Here is a 20,713-nt window from a genome sequence, read left to right as displayed (position 1 = left end):
GCCTGTAACTGAAGGCTTACAGGAATCATCAAGCCCAAATCCATCAGTATGAAAATCGTCGCATGCTGACGTTTACCATGATGGCTATGCAAATGAACGAAGTGAGCAGCGCGGATCCGCCATAACTCAGAAAGCACAGAGGCACCCCCACGACCGGCGCCAGCCCCATAACCATTCCCACATTGATCGCAACATGCCAGAAAAGAATCACGGTACAGCCGAAAACCAGCAGTGCGCCGAAGTTATCGCGTGCCTGGTCGGCCACAGCCATTGCTCGCAAAAACAGAGCGCCGAATAGGATCAAGACAACTGCGCATCCCACAAAGCCCCATTCCTCCGCAAGAATCGAGAATATGAAGTCCGTGTGGTTCACCGGTAAAAACATGAGCTGATTCTGCGTTCCCTGCAAAAAGCCCTTGCCGAAGAGGCCTCCTGAACCTATGGCTATCTGAGACTGTATGATATGATATCCCGCACCAAGAGGGTCCGTATCGGGATTCAAAAACGTGATGAGCCGCTTCTTCTGGTACCCAAGAAGCAGCTTGTCCCCGACCAGCGCCAAAACCGGCACTATGGCCAGGAGCGCCCCCCCGGCCCAAAGCAGGGCCCGGCGGTTCAATCCGGCCACGGCAACCATCGACACGGCAACGAGGAACATCAGGCTCGCTGTGCCTAAATCCGGTTGGATCAGCACCAGAATTATCGGTAAACCCACAAGCAGCAACGGCTTGACCAAATCCGAAATTTGCCGCCCTTCGATACTTGGGGCATCTTGATAGTATTTGGCCAAAATGAGGACTACAGCCAGTTTCGCGAACTCCGACGGCTGGAACCTTAGCAAACCCAATTCAATCCATCTTCTCGACCCCGCGGTAACTTTTCCCAATCCCCACACCGCCACCAGGGCAATTACGACAGCAGCGAAGAACCATACGGCCCATCGGTCGAGAGAGTGATAATCAAAAAGCACGAACAGCGCCATCAAAACCAGGCCTAGACTGCACCACGTCATCTGTTTCAGTACCAGAGACCTTCCGACCTCGCCCATTGGCGCAGTCGCACTGAATATCAGGCCTATCCCTATTCCCGAAAGCATCAGGCTGATCAAGATGAGAGGCCATTCCACCGATCGCGGTGCATGCCATTTGGGTTTCAAGTCGGTTTGGGGCATTTCGCTGTACTCGCATCAGTCAGACGGATCGCCCGGATCGGGCCGTCCGTAGTACCTGGCTATTATTTTTCGGGCTATGGGCGCTGCGCTCGCTCCGCCGCCCCCGCCGTGTTCTACTATCACCACTAGAGCGAATTTCTTGGGTTGATCGTCCACGTACGCGACGAATATTGCATGGGTCCTCTCATGATACGGTATCCGATCTTCTTCCGCGATCCTTTCCTTAATCCTTATGACCTGGGATGTCCCTGTCTTAGCCTTGATGTTCAATCCCGGAATCCGGCATCGTTTCCCTGTCCCTCTCTTGTCCGAGACGACGTCTCTCATGGCTTCGCTCAGCAACGAAAACGCGCCGCGATCCAAAGGTAGAGTGCTCCGCACCAGGGGCTGGTGATCAAAGATCATCTTGCCGTCCAGCGAAACCACCTTTTGCACAATCGCCGGCTTCAGAAGCTTGCCCCCATTGGCCAGGGCCGCAGTCATCATCGCAAGTTGAACAGGGGTGGAAACCAGGTATCCTTGGCCAATTGCCAGTGTGACGGTTTCGCCGTCCTTCCAGGGTTCTCCGTATGTTCGCAGCTTCCACGCGGAAGTGGGCAGCAGGCCCGGAAGTTCCTGAGGTAGACCGATGCCGGTTGGTTGTCCGAGTCCGAAGTGAGAAGCCCACCGAGCTATCCGATCTCCGCCTAACCGAAGGCCAAGTTCATAGAAATAAATGTCGCATGATTCAACAATCGCGCGGTGAAGACCGACCTTCCCGTGGCCGTAGTGATTCCAACAACGAAAGACTTGACCTCTCAAGTCAAGACTTCCCTTGCAACTAAACCTGTGCTGCGGATCGATCCGGTCTTCGGCCAAACCGGCTGCAGCGGTCACTATCTTGAAAGTGCTCGCCGGAGAATACAGACCTCTTGTGGATCGGTTTTCCAGTGGATGCAAAGGATCGCTGTTAAGAGCTTTCCATTGGCGTTCGCTGATCGAAGGGGAGAACAAGTTCAGATCGAAACCGGGTTTGCTCACCATCGCGAGAATGCGCCCCGTGTCCGGTTCCACAGCCACAATGGAACCCGCACGGTGTATGAACACATCTTCGGCATAGCGTTGGAATTCGGCATCAACCGTGAGTATCACATCAGCTCCCGGCTGGGGAGCCTGACGGGACACCACGCCGAGTTGCCTTCCCTTGGCGTCGATCTCTATCTTTTCCCATCCCTCCTCCCCTTTCAGGTGTGTCTCATATTCCTTTTCAATTCCTGACTTTCCGAGAAGGTCCCCGGCTTGGTAGCCCAATTTGGGTCCTTTAGCCAGCGCCTCGGGAGAGATCTCTCCTAACGTTCCGGCCACATGGCACAGGGTCTCCTCCCAGGGGTAAACACGCCGCGGCCTGGCTTCCAGAGACACGCCTTTGAGGTCCGTGACCTGCGATTTCAGGAGAGAGACTTCTTCAAGGCTCATGTTTCTTTTCAGCGGGAAAGCCATGAAACGTGGAATGGTCCCGCTGCGCTCCAAGAGTCCGCGCAGCTTCTCCGGCGTCATGCCCAGCGCGTCTGAGCAAGTCCGGATCAACCTTTGCGGGTCCTTTAGTTCGCCCGGAATTATTGAGAAAGTGAAACTAGGGCTGTTTTCGGCCACTACATGGCCGGCAGAATCTACAATCTTTCCGCGTGGCGGCGGGAGTCGCACAACGCGGACCCGATTGCCCTGAGACATCTCAATGAAAGACTCGCCCCTTAAGAGTTGTAGTTGCCACAACCTAGCCGCCAGCAAACCCATTGCCAGCAGCATTATGACTATTGCCACCTTGATGCGGTTGCGGAGGTAAGCGAGTGAAGCATCTCTAATGGGCAACTCGGTCATCAGCGTTCCCCGATAATCCTCGAATAGCCTGCCCAAATCTTATCGAGGCAAAGGAATGCGGCCACCGCCGCCCCGGCTGTCACCAGAGATCTCACAAGGATCCACACGAACGTGTGTGCACTAAATTCCACCGGCCCCGCCAGCCACCTTGTCATCAGCACGAGGAACCCTGCCACGGCCGAGGCCAAGAAAACCGTCACAGCCCAACCCACCGGATCGTCTATCGGAACGACCGAGTCCACATAACCGGACGCCACGAAGGCCAGGCAATAGACCAACGCGAAAAGGCCTGCCGGAGACCCGGATAGAGTGTCCATGACCAGCCCTACTAAAAATGCGAAGCCCACTCCAGGCACAAACGTTACCCTCAGACCTGCCCACACGACGAGAGCGAGAATCAGATCCGGTTTGTAGGCTGACGGAACGAGGAACCCAAGCGACGTGGTTTGCAGCGTCAGAGCCACTATCCCGACAGCAAAGAGAAATACGATCTCTCTCAATGGTTATCCTCAAGGCCGGGGCGAATGTCGAACCCGCCCTGCTGTCCGAGTATGACCAACACTTCTTCTACTCCTGCAAAGTCCACCGCGGGCGCCACCTTTGCTTCCAAGAAGAGCCCTTGGTCCCCGTGCCGTATGGATTCGATCCTCCCCAGCGGCAGCCCCCGAGGGAAAATGCCGTCCAGGCCGGAGGTGACCAATTGGTCGCCCTGTTTCATTTCAGACTTAAGGCTCACGTAGCGCAGGACGCAGAAGCGATCAAGAGATCCGGTCAGCACGCCCCGGTCTCGGGTACGCGCTACGCGGCAGTCCGCGGAAAAATTAGGGTCTGTTAATAGCAATACCCTGGAAACATCGGCCGAGCTGTTGACAACTCTTCCCACAATCCCTTCGGCCACCGTCACCGGCATATCCGGCCTCACGCCGGCTTCCGTTCCTCGGTTAATGAAGATCGTGCTGTACCAGCCCGAGGCGTCTTCCCCTATGACTTGGGCAACCAAGGTGGGAAATTCATGCCTGGCTTTGAGGTTCAAGAGATTTCTCAGGCGCCTGTTTTCGCCTTCATAATTCAGTAGATCGGCCTTTTCGCGAATCAATTGACGTATCTGCAATTTAAGCGCGCGGTTCTCTTCCTGGACGCCCGTCAGGTTGATGTAGCTTTCCCAGGTAGTCTTTCCACGGTTGTGGACCGAAGCAGCGACTTGTTGAAAAGGGTGCAATACCGTGTAAATAAAACGACTTGCCACTCCACCCTCAGGTTTCGGCGGCGAGGAGAACAGTATGAGCAGTCCTCCACCGATGAGAATCAACAAGATTGCAATGTCACGAATGGATCTGGGCATTATGACGGATCGGCTGTAAATCCCGGGAGTGGGTAAGTTCTGACGCGCTCTCGCCACACGTCAAGGGCAAGTGAGTTGTTCAGGTAAGCGTTCAAGTTCGCGCGGGGACGCGCACGCACGGCGAAGCACCCGTATGACTGGTTGGTTACTAACATTTCACCAACACGTCTTTCAAGAGATGAAAATTTTCGAATATGATGCCCGAACCCACAACCACCGTTGAAAGGGGATCATCCGCCACTCTCACAGGCAAGCCGGTTTCCCGCCGGATGACAACATCGAGGTTTTTCAGGAGTGACCCTCCTCCGGTGAGCACAATCCCGTTATCTACTATATCTGCGGCCAGTTCCGGGGGCGTGCTTTCCAGGGCCGTTTTGATTGTCTCCAAAATGGCTCTCACAGGCTCGGTTATAGCTTCGGTAACTTCGCCGGATCTCAGCGCAATGATTTTCGGAATGCCCGCGATAAGGTCGCGCCCCTTGACTTCGATTATCGACTCTTCTGCCTCTTGGCAGGCGCTCCCTATCATCATTTTGACCATCTCCGCGGTCCTCTCTCCGATAAGGAGGCTGTATTTCTGCTTCACGTAGCGGATGACCGCGTTGTCGATCTTGTCCCCCGCGACCCTGAGGGACTTGGCATAAACTATGTCCGACATTGCAATGACAGCCACTTCCGTGGTACCGCCGCCAATGTCCACAATCATGCTGCTCGTCGGCTCGGTGATGGGTAGGCGAGCGCCGATGGCCGCGGCTATGGGTTCCTCGACCAGATAGACTTCTCTGGCGCCCGCGCTCTTCGCCGCGTCTCTCACCGCGCGCATCTCCACCTCCGTGATACCGGAAGGCACGCACACTACTATACGGGGTTTGACCAGGAATCGGCGATGATGAATCCGGACGATGAAGTGTTTCAGCATGGCTTCGGTAACTTCAAAGTCCGCTATCACGCCGTCCTTCATGGGTCGGATGGCCCTTATGTTGTCAGGGGTCCTACCCAACATCTTTTTGGCATCGGCCCCCACTGCCACGATCCGCGGGCCCCGCCTCAAATCGGTCTTCACAGCCACGACGGACGGTTCGGAAAGTATGACCCCTTTGCCACGCACGTACACCAGCGTATTGGCCGTGCCGAGGTCAATGGCCATGTCGTTGGAGAAAATCCCTGAAAGCGCGTCGAAGAACATTGCAGAAGTTTACCGAAAACCTTTCGAATTGAAGCGACGCTGCGAAATCTAACAGAAGGCTTCATCATGTTCAAGCGTTGATCGCGGCCGAGCCTCTCCATTGACAAGACAGTTCGAAATTCTTATTATCCGCTTCGATCCTAGGCGAGGAAAGGAGAATCCCGTGCTTGATCTGATGAGGAAACATGCCAAGTCGTGGTTCATCAAAATAGCCCTGGGCGGCATTGCCGTCGTTTTTGTATTATTTTTCGGTTGGTCGGGTCCTGATCGAACACGCCAGGATTACGTAGCAAAAGTTAATGATACCGTGGTGACTTACGATGAATACCGCGACGCCTACGATCTTGAGATGGAAAAAATCCGCGATCGGTTCAAGGGCTCTCTCCCCCCGGACCTTCTGGAAAAATTGGACCTGAAAAAAAACATCGTTCAGGCCTTGGTGACCCGCATAATCCTTCTTCAGGAAGCTCAGCGGCTCGGCCTGTTCGTCACCGATGAGGACCTTGCCCAGGACATCAAGTCCAATCCGAGGTTTCAGCGAAACGGTGTTTTTGACGAAGGCGTCTATAGGGCTTACTTGAGGGCCATCAAACTTTCCGTGGGCGCTTACGAGGAATCCAGGAAGAAGGAATTGCTGGAACAACAGGTGGTGAGGCTGCTTATCGATGGGATCAAGACCGATCCTGAGGAAATAAAAAATCTCTGGCATTTTCAGCATGACAAACTTGTCCTGTCCATGCTCGAGATAAAGCCGGAACAAAAAACGGAAGCTCCTGACACCAAAGCCCTTGAAGCATATTTCAAGAAAAATCAGTCGAAATACGAGATCCCACCGACCGTCAACCTTGAGTACGTGACTCTATCGCCGCGCGATGCTCGAAAAGATATCTCCGTCCCGGAAGATGAAGTCCAAGCCTATTATCAGACGCACCCAAAGGAATTTCTCGTACCCGACCAGATCAGGGCGAGGCAAATCGTGTTGAAGGTTCCAGGAGGCGCGGACAAAGAAAAGATTGAAGAAATACGCAAGAAAGTCGAAGAGATCCGCGAAAGAATCAATGGCGGGGAAGAATTTGAAAAGGTCGCACAAAAGGAATCACAGGATGAGGCCACGGCACAAAAAGGCGGCGACTTGGGATGGCTGTCCCGCGGCACTCTGAACCCTTCGTTGGAAAAAGTGGCTTTCAAACTGGAAGTCGGTAAGTTGTCGGAACCCTTGTTGACAGACCAGGGGTACCTCCTCTTGCGCGTCGAGGAAGCCAAACCTGAGACCCAGGTGGATTTCGAGACCGCGAAAGCAAAAATCGAGGAAAAACTCCTTGAAGAGAAAGCGAAGAGAAAGATAGCGGCCGACGCAGAAAAATTCTACGAGCAGGTGTATCGGTCCGAGGACCTCAGCGCTCCGGCTAAGCAATTCGGCTTTGCCGTCCACAGGGCGGATGGGGTCGCCAGGGCTGTCGGCGTCCCCGATCTGGCCGACTACCCGAAGATCATGGACGAGGCCTTTCAGTTAAGAACCGGGGGGGTCTCGAAGTTAATCAAGAATGGTGACAGATTCACTGTCTTAAAGGTGGTTGACAAAGCCAAAGAGCGTCTGCCCAATCTTGATGAGGTTCGAAGCGAAGTTGAGAAGGATTTCCTCAAGGACCAGGCCCTCGCGAGCGCGATGAAAAAGGCCGAAGAGGTTATTGCCGCGCTTAAGCAGCAGCCCGACAGCGCGGACAAGGTGGCCAAGGACTTCGGCTTGACATGGACCAAACTCGACCCTGTTTCAAGGACCTCGGGCTTTGTGACTCAGCTTGGAAACTCCCCTGAAGTCAACGAGATGCTGACATCGGTTTCCTCGGCAACGCCCCTATTCGCCAAGCCAATTCCCACAGCGCAAGGAGTTGCGGTGGTGAAGCTTTCCGAGGTCCAGCGGGCCGGCGACGAACAGTACGCAAAAGAAGCGGAGACGTTCCAGAAGTGGGTCGTCGAAGTGAGGCAAACCGAATTCCTGAAAGGCTGGCTCAGACTACTGGAAGAGCGTTCCCGGGTAACGATCTCGGAGAAGCTTTAGGAAATCGTCTCCGGAAAGGATTTCCGAGCGTCCGACGGTCCGGGACTGCCCTTACCTCTTCGACGGCCACTCTCTAATTGGGAACAGAGAGAAGGAACCCTTTCAAAGTGCTTGACATCACTGCGACTCGTTGCTAAATTTTTGATGGTGCGGGCATAGCTCAGCTGGTAGAGTGCAAGCTTCCCAAGCTTGATGTCGCGGGTTCGATCCCCGTTGCCCGCTCCAGAGAGTGGTTAAGTCCACCCGGGTTTTATCCCCGGGTTTTTTGTTGCCGTCCTTGCTGTGTGAAGTCGCACAGCCGTCCTTCGGGTTCCTGGACCTGAGGATGGAGAAGATGGACCAAGAATTGATTTATGCACTGTGGGCCATGATTGAGCCCATACTGGAACCTGAAGGCCTGGAGCTGGTTGAGCTTGAGTTCAAGCTCGAAGGGGGCCGCTGGATCTTAAGGCTTTATATTGACACCCCTGGGGGGGTGACGCTGGATGACTGCGAACTTGTGAGCCGGCAGGTGGGTGCCCTGCTCGACATAAAGGACCCCATTGATCGTCCCTATTCACTGGAAGTGTCCTCCCCGGGTATCAACAGAGTCCTTAGAAGAGAAAAAGATTTCAGGTCCTTTGCCGGGTCTCCGGTTCGCGTAAGGACACGTCGAAAAGTAGGCGGAAGTAAAAATTTCCGAGGGACGCTTAAAGGAATGGAGAACTCCAGGATCATCCTCGAGGTCGATGGAAATCGAGTGGAGATAAACCCGGAGGATCTTGAGAAGGCTCGACTGGACCTTCCTGAAGGAGAGTTGTTCCGACAGGATTTACGCAGAAGAGCAGGGACAACGGGAGATTGAGCATGGGAAATTTGAGCCGGATGATAGACCAGGTGGCTAAGGAAAAGGGCATACAAAGAGACACTCTCGTTGAGGCTCTGGAGGCTGCCCTGGTGTCGGCAGCACGCAAGAAGTACGGGGGAAGGGTCGAATTGGAGGCCCAGTACAGCGACGAAACAGGCGAGGTAGAGGTTTTCTTGTTCAAGGACGTGGTGGAAGACGTAGAGGACTCCACCGTCCAGATCGACCTGGAAACCGCGCGCCGCGAATTGGACCCTGAAGCCGAAATCGGTGACCAACTTGGAGTAAAGATGGACACCGAATCTTTCGGCCGAATCGCCGCACAAACAGCCAAGCAGGTGATCATCCAAAAAGTGAAGGACGCCGAACGTGAAAACATCTACGCGGAATACAAAGACCGCAAGGGAGATGTAATCACGGGAATGGTCCAACGCTTTGAAAAACGTAACCTGATAGTTAATATGGGCCGGGGCGAGGCCATACTTCCTTACAGTGAGCAAATCCCCCGCGAAAACTACCGCCAGGGCGACAGAATAAGAGCACTAATTCTGGATGTCCGAAGAACCCAGAAAGACCCGCAGATCATCCTTTCGCGGGCCAACCCGGCATTCCTGGTTAAGCTCTTTGAGCAAGAGGTGCCGGAAATCGCCGAAGGCATCGTGCGAATCATGTGCGCTGCCAGGGAACCGGGGCAGCGGGCCAAGATAGGCGTGCGATCTTCAGATGCGGATGTCGATCCGGTCGGCGCTTGCGTAGGGATGAAAGGCTCCAGAGTCCAGTCGGTCGTTCAGGAACTCAGAGGAGAGAAGATAGACATCATCCCTTGGAACGACGACCCGGCTCACTTCGTCTGCAACGCTCTGCAACCGGCGGAAATATCAAAAGTAATTATCGATCAAGATAACAATACAATGGAAGTAATCGTTGCCGACGATCAACTATCCCTTGCCATTGGTAAGAAAGGTCAGAACGTAAGACTGGCTGCTAAGCTGACCGGGTGGAAGATTGATGTCAGGAGCGAGTCAAAAGAGGAAAAGATCACTGGTGAATCCTTTGAGCGCCTCCTGGCAGTGGACGGTATGGACGAGGAAACAGCCACAATACTGTTTGACAACGGTTATCGTAACCCCGAAGACATTGCCAAAGCCACTCTCGCAGAGTTGACAAGCTTCATGGGAATCACTGAAGAAAAAGCCTCAACTCTTGTTCACGGCGCACTGAGGTATCTGGCCAATCCGCCGGAAGTGGTGGAGGAGGAAACCGAACAAGAAGTGGAAACAGCCGAAACCGAGGAAGTCCCGGAAACCGAACAAGAAGTGGAGACGGTCGAAACCGAGGAAGTCCCGGAAACCGAGGCTTCGGAGGCTGAACCGGCGGAGGCGGTCCACTGAGGAAACAGGGAGAGCAAGACCAAGCGGTCTTTCTAAGAGGACCTCGGGCCACTATTTTAATAAGAGGCAATGTCGGGCCTTCGGCATGAAGAAAGGGCACATACCCGTAAGGACGTGCGTTGCATGTAGAAAGAGGCGTCCGGCAGGGGAAATGATTCGATTTACAGCCTGTGGAGATAGGGTTGTCGTATCTCCGGGACGAGAAAACAAGCCGGGACGAGGATGTTACGCCTGTCCGACTGAACAATGTTTGGATGCTGCTCTCAAGAAAGGGCGCCTTGCGCGGGCTTTACGTCGCAGCGCCATAGCAGGTCCCTTGAAAGACGAACTTTTGAGAGGGCTCGAACAGAAGGGATTACTGGATGCCAATGTTGACCGTTGATGACCTGGCCAGAGACTTGAAGGTCAGAAACGAAGATCTCGTAAGGGAACTCGTAACCATGGGTTACCAGGTCGAAGGCCCCGAAAGTCCCCTGGAGACCGATGATCCGGCCGAATTGCGTGCTCGGCTCGTGACAGTACTTCCGCAGCGAGAAGTAGTGGAACAGCGGATTAAACCCACCGTTATCAGGCGAAGAATGAAAAAGGCTCCGCCTGAGGAGATGGCGGAAGAAGCCGCAGCCGAAGAGATCCAGGAGCAGGCCGCCGAGGCCACCGCAGTTCCGGAAAAGAGAGTTCCGCAAGAGGTCACAGGAGAGGCTCCTCAGGAGATACCGAAAAGGCCGGTCAAGAAAACCAAGAAGCCTGAGCCCGCCAGAATTATAGAAATGGCCCCCAAGCCTGCAGCCCCTCCAATCCGGCCGGTGACCCCACCTGTTGAGGGGGGCCCGACGCTAAAAGCGGAAAAGTTGCCCGAAGCTCCACCGCAGCACAAAGCCGAACCCAGGGCCGCGCATAAACGCGGCGAAGTCCCCCCCGAGACGCAGCCAACTGCTGAAGCTCCGGCCATGGCGGAAACCGCCCCCGGGGCGGCTGGGCCCGAACCCCTTGCTGAACCTTTGGAGGCCAGAGAAGGCGGCGAAGAGAAGCCGGCGAAGAAAAAGAAAAAGAAAGAGAAGAAAATGCAGCCGGCTCAAATTATCGGCAAGGTGGAACTCAAGAAGGAGCCACCACCCAGGGAGCCGGAACGTCCGGAACCGGCCAGGATAGTTCCTCCTGCGCCCGTGCGGCCGGCGGAGGCGAGGCCGGTGGAGGTGCGGCCGGTAGGCCCCAAAGTCTTTACCCCTGAGCCGACCTCCGAAGAGGCCAGAAAAAAGGCAAAGAAAAAAGACAAGAAGGGTCGCGACGTAGTCGAGGAACGAGTTGAGGAAGAAGCCAGCAAAATCCGTCGGCGCAAGGAAGTGCTGTTAAGAGACGACCTCTATGACGACAGGGGCCGGCCGGGCCGACTTCGAGGGAAGGGCAAGAAACCCAGACCGCGCAAAACGGAGATCACGACCCCCAAGGCAATTAAACGCCGGGTGAAACTCCCCGAAGTCGTATCTGTATCTAACCTGGCTCACAAAATGAGCGTCAAGTCTGCCGAAGTAGTGCAACACCTCATGACGCTGGGGGTCACAGCCTCGATCAATGAAAATATCGACTTTGACACCGCTACCATCGTGGCCGGGGAATTCGGGTTTGAGGTCGAATCCGCTTCCGCTTCCGAAACGGATCTTCTGCCCACGATTATCAAGGATACCGAACAAAACCTGATGTCAAGACCGCCCGTAATCACTGTCATGGGGCACGTGGACCATGGAAAGACCTCCCTGCTGGACCGCATAAGATCAACCCATGTTACGGATCAGGAGGCTGGTGGAATAACCCAGCATATAGGTGCTTACAAAGTCAAATTGGCCAAAGGTGAAGTGGTTTTTCTGGACACGCCCGGCCATGAGGCCTTCACGGCAATGCGTGCGAGGGGGGCACAGGTCACTGACTTTGTGGTTCTGGTGGTGGCTGCGGACGACGGAGTAATGGAGCAAACCCGTGAGGCCATTAACCACGCTCGTGCCGCGTCAGTTCCAATTATCGTGGCGGTAAACAAGATCGACAAACCCGATGCAGACAGGGACAGGGTTACCAGAGAACTGAGTGAACACAACCTGATACCCGAGACCTGGGGCGGGGACACCCTGTACTGTTATGTGAGCGCCAAAACCGGCGATGGTATTGACGAACTGATGGACATGATACTGCTCCAGGCCGAACTTATGGAACTCAGGGCTAACCCGAACAAAACCGCTAACGGCACGGTGATCGAAGCCAGACTCGACAAAGGGAAGGGTCCGCTGGCCACGGTGCTCGTCAAGGAGGGCACCCTTAAGGCAGGTGATGCATTCGTCGCCGGAACGACCTATGGCAAAGTGCGGGCCATGCTCGACCACGAGGGTCGAAGCGTTGACAAGGCCGGACCCGCCACTCCGGTTGAGGTTCAGGGGTTTGCAGGGGTGCCTGAGGCGGGGGATAGCCTCATCGTGTCGGACGACGAGAAGATAGCTCGACAAATCGCCGGCCACCGGGTCGAGAAGAAGCAGCGAGAACAGGAAGGGGTCATCACGGGTCCCGTATCGCTGGAAGATCTCCTTGCTCGTATGCAGGAACAGGAAACCAAGGAACTGGCCATCATCATCAAAGGAGATGTTCAGGGGTCTGTGGAAGCGCTGAAAGAAGCGCTGCAAGGTATATCAGCCCAAGAGATCAAGGTGAAGGTGATCCACGGCGGCGTCGGAGCAATCACGGAGTCCGACGTCATGTTAGCCAGCGCTTCAGGGGCCATTGCCATAGGGTTCAACGTGAGGCCCACCCCGAAGGCCACTCAATTGGCCGAGCAGGAAAACATTGATATACGGATGTACACCGTCATATATGACGCGATCGAAGACGTTCGCAAGGCAATGGAAGGCATGCTGGCCCCCGTGGAAAAAGAAACCGTGGTCGGTCGCGCGGAAGTTCGCCAGACCTTCCACGTTTCCAGAATAGGATCGATTGCCGGCTGCCTCGTTGTGTCCGGTAAGATTGAACGGTCCAATCAAGTCAGGCTTCTGCGCGACAACGTAGTTGTGTATCAGGGCCGAATCCTCTCCATGAAACGATACAAAGACGATATCAAAGAGGCCCAGGAAGGCTATGAGTGCGGTCTTGTCCTGGAGAACTACAAGGACGTCAAGGTCGGCGATGTGGTGGAAGCCTTTATCATAGAGAAGGAAGTTGCAAAACTGACCCGCGAACAGGTCCCCAGCCAATAATGCGACGTGGTTTACGGTCCGACAGGCAATGGTCGTAGGTGTAGGTGTAATTATACTGATTGTCCACAATTCGTCATCGCTCAAGGCGAAGCGGCAAGTGGTCAAGAGCATACTGGGCAGGGTCCGCAGCAAATTCGATATCTCCATTGCCGAGGTAGACGACCAGGATAAATGGCAAAAATGCACCATAGGATTCGCCGTCGTGACCAACGACGGCGGGCACGCCCATACATTGCTTGAAACAGTAGCCGATTATGTGGAAGGCCTGCATCTGGCCGAAGTTATTGACTCGCGCATAGAAATCATTCACTATTGATTTGATTTTATGGGGACGCGTGATCTGCCGCCACTGCGTCGGAATTGCATTTGCTACCATGCCAACATTCAGAAAAGACCGTGTTGCCGAACTGCTGCTCAGAGCGATTTCGGACATTGTGGTGCTCCGGATCAAAGATCCACGGGTTCAAGGCATAACCGTGACTTCCGTGAAGGTGAGCCCCGACCTGAAATCCGCAAAAGTGTATTTCAGCAGCCTGATGGACGGAAAAGCCGACACTCACCGGAAGGGTCTGGAGGCCGCGGAAGGATTCATCCGCCGCGAACTGCGCCGCGAATTGGACCTCAAGTACATTCCGGAGCTTTCCTTCTTTTATGACACCTCGTTCGACCACTTTTCCCGTATAAACAAAATACTCAGAGAGATCGGAGCATCGGAAACCAAAGATGATGCGGAAGATCGCTAAGATCCTGCGAGACGAAAATCACTTTTTGATAGTCACGCATGTAAACCCCGACGGCGACGCCATCGGGTCCTTGCTCGGCATGCACCTGGCTTTAACAGAAATGGGGAAGATGTCCCGGCCCGCCGCGGGCGAAACATTTCCGGAACTGTACGATTTCCTTCCGGGTACCGGGTCCGTTGTCACGGATCTCACCCTGCTGGACAGACCTCCTGAATGGATAATAAGCCTCGATGTTGCATCGGAGGAAAGGATTTCCGCGAATATTGACGGGCTCAGAGATAAGGCCCGGCTGATAAACATAGACCATCACCCCACTAACCCCGGATTCGGCGACCTGAACCTCGTTAATCCCACCGCCGCATCCACAGCGGAGTTGGTTTACAAAGTGCTCAAAGAGGCCGGTTACAAGCTTTCCACGGAAGTTGGCAAATGTCTGTACACAGGGCTGGTCACCGACACGGGCTGCTTCCGCTTCTCGGGTGTCACGAGCGAAACCCTGTCGCTCGGAGCGGAATTACTAAGCCCGGGATTCGGCTCTTTTGAAGTGACTCGCTACCTATATGAGGAGTTCCCTCTTCGAAGGCTCCAATTGGAGCAGATCGTGCTGCAAAGGATCGAGGTTCTGCTCGGCGGCAGGCTCGTTATAAGCACCCTATATCATGAAGATTTCGAGCGGCTGGGAGCCCACATGTCCGAGAGCGAAAATCTCGTCAACCGGCTTCGTGAATGCCGGGGAGTGGAAGTGGGACTTATGATCACCGAGATGCCCGATAAAGTGATCAGGATGAGTTTTAGATCCAAAGGCGCGGTCGATGTTTCCGAGGTGGCCAAATCCATGGGTGGAGGAGGCCATCGACAAGCCGCAGGAGCGAAATCCACCCTACCCTTGCCGGAATTAAAAGAAAAGATCATACAGGCCGTTGCAGCCGTCCTTCCCTGACATCACTCGCATAGTTGGTTAATGTTAGCCACAAATAATCAACCTAAATATTGACAAATCTCATATCATTTTGGTATAATTTAGCAAATTATGATTCGCCTCCATATTTGGAAGGCCTCAGGAGTACACATGTCCCGACTGCTCGTAGTTTCGGCCGCAATCGCAATTATCCTTTCCGCCGGTTTCGGACACGCGGATCCTGTTATGCCGCAGGCGCCGGCAAGTGATTCCTGGCTGCCGCACGGTTACGGCGGCAACATGCGCGTCCTGAATACGGGCTGCTCTTGGGAAAAAGGGTTACACGGATACCGTATGTCTCCTTCTCACATCGGGAGCTGGTCGCACCCGCTGTGGGGATGGGATGTGAACGGGTTCTACAAGGGTCCCCAAGTACCCTCCCCTGACCCGGGCCTTTGCCAACTCCCCATAGGGCTTATATATCCGGCAAACGGTCCCGCATTGCCTCCTCCGCCGGCAGCCCCAAGAAAAGTTCGGGCAGCGAACCAGTGACATCAAATGGTCCGGAACGGTTGTGGCATTATTTGTGAAACAGCAGTAACCAGTCCCGGCTATCCTCGATGGACAAGATACAATCGTTCCGAGAAAGCCAAATTAGGATGTTGAGGCGCGACACGAACCACGTACCCATACCTGCCTGTGTGGCTCAGAGGGATTAAGCCGGAGAAAATTCGGTCCCCATTCGCGTCCGGGTTTCCAGCATCCGCGGTCAGCCGTGTAATATGCCGGACTTTGAAGTTTTCCCACAGGTCGATCGGCCCATGTAACAATTCCACATTCAGCTCCTGGGGATCGTGGCCCGCTGTGTCCACGGTAACGACGACTTCCACTTCTTGCCCCTTAACCGCTTCTCTTTCCCCTCGGACTTCGACGGTTCGGATGGCTATCTTGGGCCAATCCTTGCTCATTCTTTTTTTCCACGCCACCATTTCGCGGAGCACCGCGTAGTTTCCCGCGCGCAGTTCGGAATACGCTCCGGCTGCGGGCACATAAGAAGTTTCAATATACTCGGACACCATTCTGTGCGCGTTAAAGACCGGGCAAAGGGTCCGAATGGACTGTTTCATCATCCCAATCCATTCCCTCGGAAGATCGTCCGCGCCTCTTTCATAAAACAGCGGTCGGACGCTCTCTTCAAGCAGATCATAAAGCGCGCGGCTCTCGATGTCGTCCTGGTAAACCGGGTTGTCGTATTCTTCTCCTGATCCGATTGCCCATCCGTTGTCGCCCGCGTACGCCTCATCCCACCATCCATCCAGCACACTGAGGTTCAAAGCCCCGTTGGCTGCGGCCTTCATTCCGGAAGTACCGCACGCTTCCAGCGGTCGTCGGGGGGTATTGAGCCAAACGTCCGCGCCCTGGACCATATACCGGGCAACGTTGATATCGTAATCTTCGATGAACACCACGCGGCTGCGGAACGGTTCTTGTTTGATAAGATCAACTATTTTCTTTATAAGCTCCTTGCCCGCGTCATCAGCGGGATGCGCCTTACCGGCAAGTATCAGTTGTACGGGTCTCTCCGAACGAGCCAGGATCCCGGCCAGACGTTCGGGCTCTTTGAAGATCAGCGTCGCTCTTTTGTACGTGGCAAAACGCCGGCCAAAACATATGGTCAATGCCTCGGGGTCCAACACTGTTTGGGCCGTATCCAACTCTCTTGCGGACGCGCCCCTTCTCTTAAGCTGCTGAGCAAGGCGCCTTCTTGCGAAGTGGACCAGTCGTGAACGGCATCTCTCGTGAGTACGCCAGAGTTCCGTATCGGGGATTTTTTCAGCCCGCTGCCAAATCTTTTCGTTGTCAGGGTCCTCGGTCCAGCCCGGCTCCAGGTAGCGATCGTAAAGTCTCAGCAGGTCCCGAGAAAGGTAAGACGGCATGTGGATCCCGTTTGTTATGTGCGCGATCGGCACATCCTCAAGGTCCGCTTGAGGCCAAACCTCCCTCCACATCTTTCTGGCCACTTGCCCATGCAGCATGCTCACACCGTTGGTCCGGGACGTCAACCTCAGGCCCAGTACGGTCATGCAGAAGCCTTCAGAAGCATCGCGGGGATGCCTTCTCCCCAGCCCCAGGAAGCTCTCAAAATCCATTCCCAACCTTCTGGCAAGCCCCCCGCAATACTTCTCCATAATCCCTCGATCAAAGACATCATTTCCGGCAGGGACCGGCGTGTGTATGGTCAAAACACCCTGGCTGGTCACTATTTCCCGCGCCTCTTCCAGGGACAACCCTTCCTCATCCATGAAATAACGAATTCTTTCCAGCGGGACAAAAGCAGCGTGCCCCTCGTTCAGGTGATAGACCGCGGGCTCTATCCCTAAAGCCTTCAGAGCGCGGCAGCCGCCCATAGCAAGAAGGATTTCCTGCCGAATGCGCATTTCCACGTCTCCGCCGTAGAGCTTTGCGGTAACGCTTCGCAGGCGGGGCGAGTTCTCCGGGATGTCTGCATCGAGGAGATACAGAGGGACGCGGCCGACACCGGCCTTGAGCACTCGCAGCCATACGGTTTCACCTGCCAGATCCACGCTGACGAGTAACGTATTGCCGGATGAGTCGGTCTGTTTTTCGAGAGCCAGGGTATCGAGGGCAATCGGCGGATAGAATTCCTGCTGCCAGCCTTCATTGGTGAGGGCTTGATGGAAATACCCAGCCTGGTACATCAAACCGACTCCGACGAGTGGCAAGTTAAGGTCGCTGGCAGACTTGAGATGGTCGCCTGCCAGGACCCCCAGTCCGCCGGAATAGATGGGGAGACATTCGACAAGTCCGAACTCCAGCGAGAAATACGCGGTGGTAAAGCCTATGGGTTCTTCGAGGTGGTATTCGTAAGCCCGAGTTCTCTTCATGTACGACCTGAATCTCTGCCGGACTCTTTCCGCGTGAGCCAGGTATCCCTCATCGTCACGGATTTCGTTCAGCCTATGACTGGAAAGGCGGATGAGGGTTTGCAGCGGATTGTGATTCGTTTCTTGCCAGAGGTTTTCATCCAAGTGGTCGAAGAGTTCCACCGCCTCGGTGTTCCAGGAGAACCAGAAGTTCCCGGCTATTTCTCTCAGGCTTTCCAGCCCTCCCTTCATGGGGGGGACCACAACGTATTTGCGTAATGCCATAGGAACCTCTCTGTCATAGCGAATCCCGAAAAAGTTGACTGATTCCCGCATCCGGAATTCAAAGCCGGTCCGGCCACAGATTGGCGGCCTGGTGCCACCGGCAGGGGGACTCTCCCCACCGGGCTTCCTCGGTATCGCTCATTAATTTTGGGACCTGTTATAAATCCGTCCGTGGGCAAGCGTATCTCATGAGAATTGCTGGGGTCAACCTCAACTTTTTCTCGCGTGACTAATTTATAAGGTGAAATAGTTGACTTCATGGTCCGGGATGAGTAAGCATGTTAGCGTGATCTTGGTTTCGTACAGCCTTGCGAGGCTGTGCTTTGGACAGTGCAAGTGAGGGGAAGGAGTTTGGGTTTCCTCGGCCTCAGTGGACGCTGATTCTCACACTCTTACGCAAGGAAACAACGCCAACAGGGTATCTGCAAAAAAAGCGAAAGAAAAGGATTAGCCATGCCCACTTCTGAAATCCTGCAAGACAAACTGATACTGGCGGTGGATGACGAGGAAGATGTCCTGGACATCATCGAGGAGGAACTGTCGGAGGCTGCAAACGTCACCTTGCATACTGCTACGACCTTTGAGAAAGCCCAGCAGTACCTTGTCTCCTACACCTACGACCTTGTCATTCTGGACATCATGGGAGTTCGAGGATTTGACCTGCTACAGATCGCAAACAACGCCGGGTTCCCTGTCGTGATGCTCACTGCGCACGCGTTCACGCCGGACGCCTTGAAAAAATCCATCGAACTGGGAGCGCGTGCCTATTTGCCGAAGGAAAAACTCGGTTCCTTGGTGCCGTTTCTTGAGGACGTGCTAAAGCTTAACTACCAGTCGGCCTGGAAAAAGGCGCTCGACAGCGTAGGTACTCTGTTCAACAAGAAGTTCGGGTCTGATTGGAGGAAATCCGAAGAAGAATTCTGGGAGGATTTCGAGAAAAAGCTTTCCGTAGAAGAAGCGGCCATCATTAAGTGATTTTTGCTTCAAGAGCCGCTGAAGGATCGGTCCAGTCATTGACTCAACCGGGCCGACAGGATGGCCTGTTGGCACGGGGAAGTTTGTTTTGCGCCCAATGGCCGGCCTGGGTGAATAATACCAATTCGCATTCGAAGAAGTGATCTAGATGGGAGCAGAAGTGAGGCCTTCGGTCAAAATCCCCCCTGACCCCCCTTTTGGAAAAGGGGGGAAAGTCATCATTTTACCCCCCTTTGCTAAAGGGGGGCCGGGGGGATTTTTTGGAGAATACTCCCTGCGCCCGCTACCATCGACATTACTTCTTTGATGGCGCATTGGGATAAGGGCTTTTGACCCCGAGGAGGTGGCACAGAAGTGCCTTGGGTGAAACCTCCCCTGGTGGGTCTGCGAAATGAAGTCCGCCCCGTTCAGGCGACGCGTTCGCAACGAATGAGATTTGCCGGAGCGGGCGATTAACCGGCTTTTCCATGTTGCCCGTATGAACACGCATTGGTATGAGGCGCTCCAGTGCTCAAACCATGTCGAAGGAGAGATTTATGACGGAAGTAGTAATCGTATCAGGATGCCGGACTGCCATTGGTGAGTTTGGAGGCTCGCTAAGGGACATGCATGCCGCCAACATAGCCAGTGTGCCGATGAAAGCGGCTGTCGAAAGGGCCGGCATCCCGGCAGATATTATCGACGACGTCCGTTTCGGATGCTGCTTGAATCCTACTGATGCGATGAACGTCACTCGCATCGGGGCTCTCATGGCCGGCATCCCGCAGAGCGTTCCCGCGGCCACCATAAATCGGGTCTGCATTTCCGGCATGGAGGCTACGCTGTCCGGCGCGGCAATGATCAAAGCCGGTGTTGCCGACGTAATACTGGCCGGCGGTGTTGAGCACATGTCCGGCGTGCCGTTCACGGTGGAAAAGGCTCGCTGGGGAGTGCGCATGGGCAACTCTGTGCTGACTGACGCCATGACCACCGGGCTCCACTGCGGGTCGCACATATTGCCGTATCCTCAGGACGGCCCTGTGGAATTCTTCAGGGGCAAACCGTACATCATGGGGCATACAGCGGAGTTCGTGGCCATGAAGTGCGGCATCACCCGGCAGGAACAGGACGAGGTAGCGCTGCGAAGCCACAATAATGTGGAAAGGGCCACCAACGACGGATCGTTTGCCGACGAGATGGTCCCGATACTTATTCCTCAGAAAAAGGGAGAACCCAAGGTCTTCGATAAGGACGAGCACTTCAGGCCGGGGCTTACCATGGAAGCTCTTGCAAAGCTGAGCCCGGCTTTCATACCGAAGACAGGCACTGTCACAGCCGGCAATTCCAGCGGAATCAACGACGGCGCCGCAGCGATGATAATAATGTCGGAGGCGAGAGCAAAATCCGAGGGCCTGAAGCCTCTTGCCAGAATCAAGGCGGTGGGAATGGGGGCCTGTGATCCGACGGTCATGGGTTTGAGCCCGGTTCCCGCGGTCCATAATCTCCTGCAGAAATCCGGACTGAGCTTGAGTGACTTCGACCTGATTGAACTCAATGAGGCTTTTGCCGCCCAGTACCTGGGCTGTGAAAAGGAGCTGAAGCTGAACCGTGAGATCACCAATGTGAATGGGTCCGGGATTGGGCTCGGCCACCCGGTGGGCTGTACCGGCGCCAGGCTGATGATCTCTCTTATTTACGCCATGAGGAAAAGAAACAAGAGCCTTGGACTCGCCACCCTCTGCGGTGGAGGGGGTGTTTCCATGGCATGCGCTCTGGAGATCGTGTAATAGGCAAGTGCAGCCAAGAGTGGAAACCGCGGGGGAGACCTTTGGTGTCAGAGGGCTCCCCCGCAGATTCTCTGGTGTGCA

General features: G+C 54.7%; 16 protein-coding genes and 1 tRNA gene. 11 read left to right on the top strand and 6 right to left on the bottom strand.

The genetic code is table 11. From position 1 onward, the window contains the following. Positions 1-43: 43 nt before the first annotated feature. The 5 genes from rodA to HY913_11695 form a co-directional block, all read right to left on the bottom strand. On the bottom strand, positions 44-1,171 hold the full coding sequence (gene rodA, locus HY913_11715; protein MBI4963934.1) for a rod shape-determining protein RodA: 1,128 nt from the start codon (positions 1,169-1,171) through the stop codon (positions 44-46). Positions 1,172-1,186: 15 nt separating this feature from the next. Next, positions 1,187-3,028: a penicillin-binding protein 2 gene (gene mrdA / locus HY913_11710; GenBank protein MBI4963933.1), complete on the bottom strand. Its 1,842-nt coding sequence runs from the start codon at positions 3,026-3,028 to the stop codon at positions 1,187-1,189. After that, complete coding sequence (gene mreD / locus HY913_11705) at positions 3,028-3,528, bottom strand: rod shape-determining protein MreD (GenBank protein ID MBI4963932.1); 501 nt, start codon at positions 3,526-3,528, stop codon at positions 3,028-3,030. The genes mrdA and mreD overlap by 1 nt, the downstream gene beginning before the upstream one ends. Next, positions 3,525-4,370, bottom strand: a complete 846-nt coding sequence (gene mreC, locus HY913_11700; GenBank protein ID MBI4963931.1) for a rod shape-determining protein MreC — start codon at positions 4,368-4,370, stop codon at positions 3,525-3,527. The genes mreD and mreC overlap by 4 nt, the downstream gene beginning before the upstream one ends. Before the next feature lie 148 nt (positions 4,371-4,518). Then, positions 4,519-5,556, bottom strand: coding sequence for a rod shape-determining protein (locus HY913_11695; protein MBI4963930.1), 1,038 nt, complete (start codon positions 5,554-5,556; stop codon positions 4,519-4,521). Between the two features lie 163 nt (positions 5,557-5,719). Here HY913_11695 and HY913_11690 point away from each other — a divergent pair, with 163 nt between their 5' ends. From HY913_11690 to HY913_11650, 9 genes are all read left to right on the top strand, one after another. Then, positions 5,720-7,615: a SurA N-terminal domain-containing protein gene (locus tag HY913_11690; protein ID MBI4963929.1), complete on the top strand. Its 1,896-nt coding sequence runs from the start codon at positions 5,720-5,722 to the stop codon at positions 7,613-7,615. 149 nt (positions 7,616-7,764) lie between these two features. Beyond that, positions 7,765-7,840 (top strand) — tRNA-Gly (locus HY913_11685). Between the two features lie 100 nt (positions 7,841-7,940). Next, positions 7,941-8,459 carry a ribosome maturation factor RimP gene (locus HY913_11680; protein ID MBI4963928.1) on the top strand — a complete coding sequence of 173 codons (519 nt, stop codon included), beginning with the start codon at positions 7,941-7,943 and terminating at the stop codon, positions 8,457-8,459. A gap of 2 nt (positions 8,460-8,461) precedes the next feature. Continuing rightward, positions 8,462-9,850, top strand: coding sequence for a transcription termination/antitermination protein NusA (nusA, locus tag HY913_11675; GenBank protein ID MBI4963927.1), 1,389 nt, complete (start codon positions 8,462-8,464; stop codon positions 9,848-9,850). Between the two features lie 85 nt (positions 9,851-9,935). Beyond that, the gene (locus HY913_11670; GenBank protein MBI4963926.1) at positions 9,936-10,232 is read left to right on the top strand and encodes a YlxR family protein; all 297 of its coding nucleotides are present in this window, start codon (positions 9,936-9,938) and stop codon (positions 10,230-10,232) included. After that, positions 10,213-13,080 carry a translation initiation factor IF-2 gene (infB, locus tag HY913_11665; protein MBI4963925.1) on the top strand — a complete coding sequence of 956 codons (2,868 nt, stop codon included), beginning with the start codon at positions 10,213-10,215 and terminating at the stop codon, positions 13,078-13,080. The genes HY913_11670 and infB overlap by 20 nt, the downstream gene beginning before the upstream one ends. 28 nt (positions 13,081-13,108) lie before the next feature. Then, entirely contained in the window at positions 13,109-13,396 is a 288-nt protein-coding gene (locus tag HY913_11660; protein ID MBI4963924.1) for a DUF503 domain-containing protein, read from the top strand. A 58-nt stretch (positions 13,397-13,454) separates the two neighbouring features. Next, a complete protein-coding gene (gene rbfA, locus HY913_11655) occupies positions 13,455-13,823 on the top strand; it encodes a 30S ribosome-binding factor RbfA (GenBank protein MBI4963923.1) in 369 nt (122 codons plus the stop codon). Further along, positions 13,804-14,763, top strand: coding sequence for a bifunctional oligoribonuclease/PAP phosphatase NrnA (locus HY913_11650; GenBank protein ID MBI4963922.1), 960 nt, complete (start codon positions 13,804-13,806; stop codon positions 14,761-14,763). The genes rbfA and HY913_11650 overlap by 20 nt, the downstream gene beginning before the upstream one ends. A gap of 569 nt (positions 14,764-15,332) precedes the next feature. Here the strand turns inward: HY913_11650 and glgP are convergent. After that, complete coding sequence (gene glgP / locus HY913_11645; GenBank protein MBI4963921.1) at positions 15,333-17,891, bottom strand: alpha-glucan family phosphorylase; 2,559 nt, start codon at positions 17,889-17,891, stop codon at positions 15,333-15,335. Between the two features lie 453 nt (positions 17,892-18,344). Here glgP and HY913_11640 point away from each other — a divergent pair, with 453 nt between their 5' ends. Then, a complete protein-coding gene (locus tag HY913_11640) occupies positions 18,345-18,866 on the top strand; it encodes a response regulator (protein MBI4963920.1) in 522 nt (173 codons plus the stop codon). A 536-nt stretch (positions 18,867-19,402) separates the two neighbouring features. Further along, positions 19,403-20,632 (top strand): acetyl-CoA C-acyltransferase, encoded by a 1,230-nt coding sequence (locus tag HY913_11635; GenBank protein MBI4963919.1) that lies wholly within the window; start codon positions 19,403-19,405, stop codon positions 20,630-20,632. Positions 20,633-20,713: the final 81 nt, after the last annotated feature.

This window comes from Desulfomonile tiedjei, from assembly GCA_016212925.1.
Classification (GTDB): Bacteria; Desulfobacterota; Desulfomonilia; order Desulfomonilales; family Desulfomonilaceae; genus JACRDF01.
Note: the sequence above shows the minus strand (reverse complement) of the source record. Positions and strands in the feature narration are given on the sequence as shown.